The following is an 8,279-nucleotide window of genomic DNA, read 5'->3' as shown; positions in this document are numbered from 1 at the left end:
AGCTTCTCGTCGCTCATGGTGTTCAGGGCCTTCCCAACTCATCGTCGATCAGGGCAAAGAGCTCGTCCGCGCCGGCCGCGGCCACCTCGGGATCCAGGGCGGGGTCCACCGCGTCGTCCTCCGGGCTCAGCGTCGCCAGCAGCTCCCACAGCCGGGTGGTGACGGCCGACCGCAGTCCGTCGCCAGCGGCGGCGGTCACGCTCGCCTCCAGCCGGTCCAGCTCGGCGAGGACGGCGGGGTCCACAGATTCGGCCGCGGGCGGCCCGTCCGTGAGCGGTTGCGGGGCGAGCCGCCCCAGCAGGTGCTGTGCCAGCGCGTGGGGGCTGGGGTGGTCGAAGGTCACCGTGGCGGTCAGCGCGAGGCCGGTCAGGGTGCCGAGCCTGGTGCGGAGTTCCAGGGCGGTCAGCGAGTCGAAGCCCAGGTCGGTGAAGCCCCGCTCGGGGAGTACGTCGCCGGGCCCGGAGCGGCCCAGCACCGTCGCCGTCTCGGCCTGCACCAGACGCCGCACGGTCAGCTCGCGGTCCCTCTCGGGCAGGGCCGACAGCCGCTCGCGCAGTGGCTTCGCGTCCTCGCGCGCCCGCCCGCCACGGGCGGCCGGGGCCGGGGCCAGCCCGCGGAGGAGCGGGGGTGGCTCGGTGTCGCGGAGTGCGGACATGTCCAGCCAGGCGGGCACCAGGTGCGGCCGGTCCGCGCCCAGCGCGAGGTCGAGCAGGGCCAGGCCGTCACTGGTGGGCAGGGGCCTCAGACCGATGCGGGCCAGGCGCTGCCGGTCGGCGTCGGCGAGCCGGCTGGTGAGCCCGGTGCCCTGTTCCCAGAGCCCCCAGCCCAGTGCCACCGCGGGCAGCCCCTGGCGGTGCCGGTGGTGGGCCAGAGCGTCGAGGAACGCGTTGGCCGCCGCGTAGTTGGCCTGTCCGGCGAGGCCGAGCGTGGCCGAGACGGAGGAGAACATGAGGAACGCCGACAGGTCGAGGCCGCGGGTCAGCTCGTGCAGATGCCACGCGGCGTCGGCCTTCGCGGACAGCACGGCGTGCAGGTGTTCCGGCGTCAGCGACAGCACCGGGCCGTCCCTGAGGGTGCCCGCCGCGTGCACCACGGTACGCAGCGGTGCCGACTCGGGTACGGAGGCGAGGACGTCGGCGAGCGCGGCCCGGTCGGCCACGTCGCAGGCGGCCACCGTGACCGCGGCACCGGCCTCGGTCAGCTCGGATACGAGATCGTCCGCGCCGTCGGCGGCCGAGCCCCGGCGGCTCACCAGCAGCAGGTGGCGCACCCCGTGGCGGGCCACCAGGTGGCGTGCCACCGCAGCGCCGAGTCCCCCGGTTCCGCCGGTGATCAGCACGGTACCATCGGGGTCCACACCCGGCCGCCCGGGCTCGGGGGCGGGGACGGAGCCACGGGCGAGCCGGGGGACGAAGGCCGCCTCCGAGCGCAGCGCGATCTGCGGTTCGCCTGTGGCCAGGGCGCGTCCCAGCTGATCGGGCGGCGGTTCGCCGGTGGCTCCGGAGTCCACCAGCACGATACGGCCGGGGTGTTCGGTCTGGGCCGAGCGCAGCAGGGCCCATACGGTGGCGGCGGCGAGGTCGACGTCCTCGTCCGGCGCCACGGCCACGGCCCGCCGGGTGGTGACCAGCAGCGGGGAGGAGCCGTCCTGGTGCTCCTGGTGCTCCTCCAGCCACATCCGTACGTCCCGCAGCACCGACTCCGCGGTCGTGTGAGCGGCCCCGGGCAGGCCGTCCGTGTCCGGCGCCGAGGGCGGCACGACGATGGTGGTGCCCGGCCGGGCCGGTGTGCCGGGCAGGGCGGTCTCGCGCCACTCGACCTGGAAGAGTTTCGGGTCGACCCGCCGGGCGTCGAGTGGCCGCAGGGTGAGGGAGTCGACCGACAGCACCTCGACCCCGCTGTCGTCGGCCACGGTCAGCGACGCCCGGTTGTCCCCGGTCGGGCTGATCCGTACGCGCACCCGGGACGCCCCCGCGCGCGTCAGTCGCACACCGGCCCAGGAGAACGGCACCACGGGTCCGGGGCCCGTCTCCAGCACCAGCGGGTGGAGTGCCGCGTCGAGCAGCGCCGGATGCATCCGGAACGGGCCCGCCTCGTCGCTGAGGGCCATCTCCGCGAGGAGGTCGTCGCCGTCGCGCCACACCTGGACCAGGTTCCGGAACGACGGCCCGTACTCCAGGCCGCGCGCGGCCAGTTCCTCGTACCAGTCGGTGAGGTCCAGCGGTGTCGCCCCGGCCGGAGGCCACTGGCCGGGCACGATGCCCGCGCCGTCGGATCCGGCGGTGCTCACCACTCCGGTGGCGTGCAACTGCCATGCCGCGTCGGTGTCGCCGAGGACACGTCCGTGGATGCGCACCGCGCGGTGTCCGGCGTCGTCGGGCTGCGCCGCGGTCAGCTGCACCTCGGCCTCGCCGCGCTCCGGGATCACCAGCGGCGTGCGCAGGGTCAGCTCTTCCACCATGTCGCCGACGCGCAGGGCCATTTCGAGCAGCGCGGTGCCCGGTACCACGATCTGGCCGAGCACCCGGTGGTCGGCCAGCCACGGCCGCCTGCGCGGCGACAGCCGTTCGGTGAGAACGGTGCCGGACCCTTCCGCGAGGTCCACCGCGTGTCCGAGCAGCGGCTGGTCCGCCGCGGGGTCCAGCCAGTAGCGCCGGTGCTGGAAGGGGTACGGCGGCAGCTCGACGCCGGACGCGCCGAGGCCGGTGAACGCCCGGGTCCAGTCCACCGCGACACCGCGCGTCCACACCTGCGCCACCGACGCGAGGAACCGGTCCGGGCCGCCCTCGTCGCGCCGCAGCGTTCCCGATACCGCCGTGGCGGCCGCGTCCCCGCGGGCCTCCAGGGTTTCCTGGACACTCATGACGAGCACCGGGTGGGAGCTGACCTCAATGAACGTGTCGTGGCCCTGCTCGGCCAGCGCCTCCACGGCGGACTGGAAGTGCACCGTCTGCCGCAGGTTCCGGTACCAGTAGCCCGCGTCCACCGGCTCCTCGCCCAGCCAGTCCCGCCCGACCGTCGAGAAGAACGGCACCGTGGGCCGGGCGGGGCGCACGTCCGCGAGCACCCGGGCCAGTTCGTCCTCGATGCGTTCCACGTGGGAGGTGTGCGAGGCGTAGTCCACCGGCACCCTGCGCGCCCGGACGCCCTCCGACTCGCAGTCCGCGAGCAGTTCGTCCAGCGCCCGCGGCTCACCGGCGATCACGGTCGCGGAGGGACCGTTCACCGCCGCCACCTCCAGGCGGCCTTCCCACCGCTTCAGCCGGGACTCCGCCTCCCCGCGCGGCAGTGCGACCGACATCATTCCGCCCAGCCCTGCCAGCCCCTTGGCGATCGCCTGCGAACGCGACGCGACGACCCGCGCGGCGTCCCGCAGCGACAGCGCGCCCGCGACGCAGGCCGCCGCGATCTCGCCCTGCGAATGGCCCAGGACGGCGGCGGGTTCGACACCGTACGACCGCCACAGCGCCGCCAGCGACACCATCACCGCCCAGGACACCGGCTGCACCACGTCGACCCGCTCCAGCGTGGGCTCCCCCGGCACCTGTCTGAGCACGCCCTCCAGGTCCCAGTCCACGAACTCGGCCAGGGCGGCCGCGCACTCGCGGACACGTCCGGCGAAAACCGGCGAGGCGTCGAGGAGTTCCACCGCCATCCCGGCCCACTGGGAGCCCTGGCCGGGGAAGACGAACACCACCCGGCCACCGGTGTCGCGGGCCGCCCCGCGCACCGGGCCCGGGGCGTCCGGGCCGAGCGCCAGCGCGTCCAGCCCGGCCACCAGGCCGTCCCGTTCGGCGGCCACGACGACGGCACGGTGGCGGAAGGGGGTACGCCTCGTCGACGACCAGCCGATGTCGGCCGGGCGCAGGTCCGGGGCGTTCTCCAGGTGGTGGCGCAGCCGCTCGGCCTGGTCCCGTAGCACGGTCTCGGTCGCGCCGGACAGGACGACCGGCACCGGGAACCGATCTTCGGTGGTGTCGGCTGCGGTGTCTTCTGCGGGCGTCGGCGGCTGCTCCAGGATCATGTGCGCGTTGGTGCCGCTCATTCCGAACGACGACACCGCGGCCCGGCGCGGCCGGTCGCCGAGGGGCCATGTCCGCCGCTCGGTCAGCAGCTCGACCGCTCCCGACGACCAGTCCACGTGCCGCGACGGCTCGTCGAGGTGCAGGCTGCGCGGCAGCACGCCGTGGCGCATGGCCATCACCATCTTGATCACACCGGTCACGCCCGCCGCCGCCTGCGTATGGCCGAGGTTCGACTTCACCGACCCCAGCCACAGCGGACGCTCCCGCTCCTGCCCGTACGTCGCCAGCAGCGCCTGCGCCTCGATGGGGTCGCCGAGAGCGGTCCCGGTGCCATGTGCCTCCACCGCGTCGACGTCCCCGCCGGACAGACCGGCGCTCGCCAGCGCGTCGCGGATGACGCGTTGCTGCGACGGGCCGTTGGGAGCGGTCAGCCCGTTGGAGGCGCCGTCCTGGTTGATCGCGGAACCGCGTACCACGGCCAGTACGCGGTGGCCGTTGCGCCGTGCGTCCGACAGCCGCTCCAGCACCACCATGCCCACGCCCTCGGCCCAGCCCGTGCCGTCGGCCGCGTCCGAGAACGCCTTGCAGCGGCCGTCGGGCGACAGCCCGCCCTGCCGGGAGAACTCCGCGAACATCCCGGGTGTGGACATCACCGTCACTCCCCCGGCCAGGGCCAGCGTGCACTCCCCCGACCGCAGCGACCGCGCCGCCAGGTGCAACGCCACCAGCGACGAGGAACACGCGGTGTCCACGGACACCGCGGGCCCCTCCAACCCGAGGGTGTAGGCCACACGGCCGGACGCCACGCTCGGCGCCCCGCCGGTGAGCGCGTGTCCGGCGAAGCTCTCGGTCGTCTCGTGCAACCGGGGCACGTAGTCCTGGTTCATGACGCCGGTGAAGACGGCCGTCCGGCTGCCACGCAGCGTGGCGGGGTCGATGTCGGACCGTTCCAGGGCCTCCCATGACACCTCCAGCAACAGCCGCTGCTGCGGGTCCATCGCCCGGGCCTCACGCGGGCTGATCCGGAAGAAGTCGGCGTCGAAGTCCATGGCGTCCGCCAGGAATCCACCGGTGCGGACGTGTCCGGTGTCCGCCGGATCCAGGCTCCAGCCGCGGTCCTCCGGGAAGGCAGAGACTGCGTCCACACCCTCCATGACCAGCTGCCACAGGTCCTCGGGAGAGGACACACCGCCCGGCAGCCGGCAGCTCATGCCCACGATCGCGATCGGGTCGTCGTCGGTGGCGGCGGAGTCGTCGGGGGTCCGCTGCCGGTCCGGCAGGCGCCCCGACAGCTCGTCGTGCAGATGGCGTACGAGCACGGCGGGGGTGGGGTGGTCGAAGATCAGCGAGGTGGGCAGCGGCAGACCGGTCGCGCGGCCCAGCCGCTCGCTCAGCTCCACCGCCGTGACCGAGTCGAAGCCCAGCTCCTTGAACGAGCGGTCGGCCTCGACGGTGCCGGGGGCGGTGTGCCCGAGGACGGCCGCCGCGTGGGAGCGCACCAGCGTCCACAGCTCCGGCTCCCCCGGGCCGGACGGTTCGGGGGTGGACTCCGCCTCCGGCGGCGCGGACGACGGCCCGGATCGCGGTACGGCCGGGGAAAGGGCCTCGCCGGAGAGCCAATAGGGCTGTCGCTGGAAGGCGTAGGTGGGAAGTTCCACGGTACGGGCCCCGGAGCCCTCGAAGAGCGGCCGCCAGTCCACCGCCGCGCCCCGCGCGTACACCTCGGCCAGGGACAGCAGCAACCGCCGGGCGCCGCCCGCGTTGCGGCGCAGCGTGCCCTGCACCACCGCCCCGGCGGCACCGTCCACGGTGTCCACCGTGGACCGCATGGCCATGGTCAGCACCGGGTGCGGGCTGACCTCCAGGAACACCCCGTGTCCGGCCTCGGCCAGCGCCCGGACGGTGTCCTCCAGCCGCACCCGCTCCCGCAGGTTCGCGTACCAGTACTCGGCGTCCAGCCGGTCGGCGCCGAGTCGGCCACCGGTGACGGTCGACCAGAACGCGACACCGGTGTCCCGGGCAGTGACCCCGTCGGCTGCCCGCAGGACGTCCTCCCGGATGTCCTCGACCTGCGGCGAGTGCGAGGCGTAGTCGATGGGAACCATCCGGGCCCGTACGCCACGGGCCTCACACTCGGCCACCATCTCCCGCACCACATCGACCGGGCCGGAGACGACGACCGCGCCGGGGCCGTTCACCGCCCCGATGGTCACCCGGCTCTGGTCCACCTCCTCGGATGGCATCGCCAGCAGGGCCATGGCTCCCCGGCCGGACAGCCGGGCCACGATGGCCCGGCTGCGTTCCACCATCAGCCGCATGGCGTCCGCCAGGGACACGATCCCCGCGGCGCAGGCAGCGGTGATCTCGCCCTGTGAGTGGCCCGCCACGGCGGACGGCGCCAGTCCCACGGAGCGCCACACCTCGGCGAGCGACACCTGCACCGCGAACAGGGCGGGCTGCATCACGTCCATCCGCCGCAACGCGGCCTCGTCGGCGAGCACTTCCCGCAAGGACCAGTCGACGAGCCCGCCCAGCAGCCGCGCGCACTCGTCCATCCGCGCGGCGAACACGGCCGACGACTCCCACAGATCCAGGGCCATCCCGGCCCACTGCGGCCCCTGTCCGGGGAACACCCACACCACGCCGGACGCGTGACCGGCCACGCCCTCCGCCACGTTCGGGGACGGCGCCCCGGACGCCACCGCCGCCAGGCCGTCCAGGAGTTCGGTGCGGTCCGACGCCACCACCACCGCGCGGTGTTCCAGCGCCGAACGGGTCGTCACTGCCGAATACCCCACGTCCGCCGGGCACAGGCCCGGGTCGGCCGCCACCCATGCGCGCAAGCGATCCGCCTGGGCCCGCATCGCCGCCTCGGTCCTGCCCGACACCGGGACCGGGAACGGGACGGCCGGGCTCACGCCGGCGGTCTCGTCTGCGTCGTCGCCGGTGGGGTCGGTGGGACCGTTGGGGCTTTCGGCGACCACCAGATGGCAGTTGGTGCCGCCCAGGCCGAACGAGCTGACACCGGCCAGCCGCGGGCCGTCGGGCCACGTCCTGGTGGCGGCGTTCACCCGGAGCTTCAGCCGCTCCATGGGGATCGACGGGTGCGGGTCGGCGTAGTGCAGGCTCGCCGGCAGGGTCCCGTGCCGGAGCGACAGCGCCACCTTGATCAGCCCGATGACGCCCGCGGCGCCGTCCAGGTGCCCGATGTTGGTCTTCACCGAGCCCACGAGCAGGGGCTGTTCGCCGGTCCGGCCCTCGCCGAACACCGCTCCGAGGGCTCCCGCCTCGACCGGGTCGCCCGCCTTGGTACCGGTGCCGTGCAGTTCCACGTACCGCACATGCGCCGGTTCCACCCCGGCCCGGGCGCAGGCGTCCCGTAACAGCTCCCGCTGTGCCGCGCCGTCGGGCACGGTGAGGGCCTGGCCACCGCCGTCGTTGTTCACGGCGCCGCCCAGCAGGACGCAGTGCACCGGGTCGCCGTCGGCGAGGGCGTCCGTCAGGCGCTTCAGGACGACCACGCCGCCGCCCTCGCCCCGGACGGTGCCGTTGGCGCGCGCGTCGAAGGTGTGGCAGCGGCCGTCCGGGGACAGTGCTCCCGCCCGGGCGAAGGCGAGCGTGCTCTCCGGGGCCAGATTCAGGTGGACGCCACCGGCCAGCACAAGACCGGTGGTTCCCGAGAGCAGGCTTTCGCACGCCAGGTGGACGGCCACCAGGGACGAGGACTGTGCCGCGTCCACGGTGAGGCTGGGCCCGCGCAGACCGAGGTGGTACGAGACCCGGTTGGCGATCACGCCGCGGCTCAGTCCGGCCAGCGAGTGGTGGGACACGGAGTCCGGACCGCGGCGATGGGCGAGCGTGGCGTAGTCGTCGCCGGTGGCGCCGAGGAAGACGGCGGCCGAGCCGCCGCGCAGGCGGTCCGGAACCACACCGGCGTGCTCCAGCGCCGTCCAGCTCAGTTCGAGGGCCAGCCGCTGCCGCGGGTCCATCGCCGCGGCTTCCCGGGGGGAGATGCCGAAGAACCCGGGGTCGAAGTCGCCGACCCGGTCCAGGAAGCCACCACGCCGCAGCCCCGCCGTGTCGAGGGCGCCGGGAGCACCGTCCAGGTCCCACCGCCCCGCGGGAACGTCCGTGATGGCGTCGACGCCGTCCCGCAGGAGCCGCCAGAAGGCGCCCAGGTCCTCGGCTCCGGGGACACGGCAGGCCATGCCGACCACGGCCACCGCGCGCTCGGTCGGATAACTCGTGGGCATG

General features: G+C 74.4%; 1 protein-coding gene. It reads right to left on the bottom strand.

Features of this window, described 5'->3' with window-relative positions:
- Positions 1-22: 22 nt before the first annotated feature.
- A complete protein-coding gene (locus tag HYQ63_RS36350) occupies positions 23-8,278 on the bottom strand; it encodes a type I polyketide synthase (RefSeq protein ID WP_179937949.1) in 8,256 nt (2,751 codons plus the stop codon).
- Position 8,279: the final 1 nt, after the last annotated feature.

The sequence above is a fragment of the Streptomyces sp. Rer75 genome, assembly GCF_013414305.1.
In the GTDB taxonomy this organism is placed as follows: domain Bacteria; phylum Actinomycetota; class Actinomycetes; order Streptomycetales; family Streptomycetaceae; genus Streptomyces; species Streptomyces himastatinicus.
Note: the sequence above shows the minus strand (reverse complement) of the source record. Positions and strands in the feature narration are given on the sequence as shown.

Bases quoted from the DNA above. Each gene is read 5' to 3' on its own strand.
- HYQ63_RS36350 (WP_179937949.1), bottom strand. From the start codon at position 8,278: ATGCCCACGAGTTATCCGACCGAGCGCGCGGTGGCCGTGGTCGGCATG.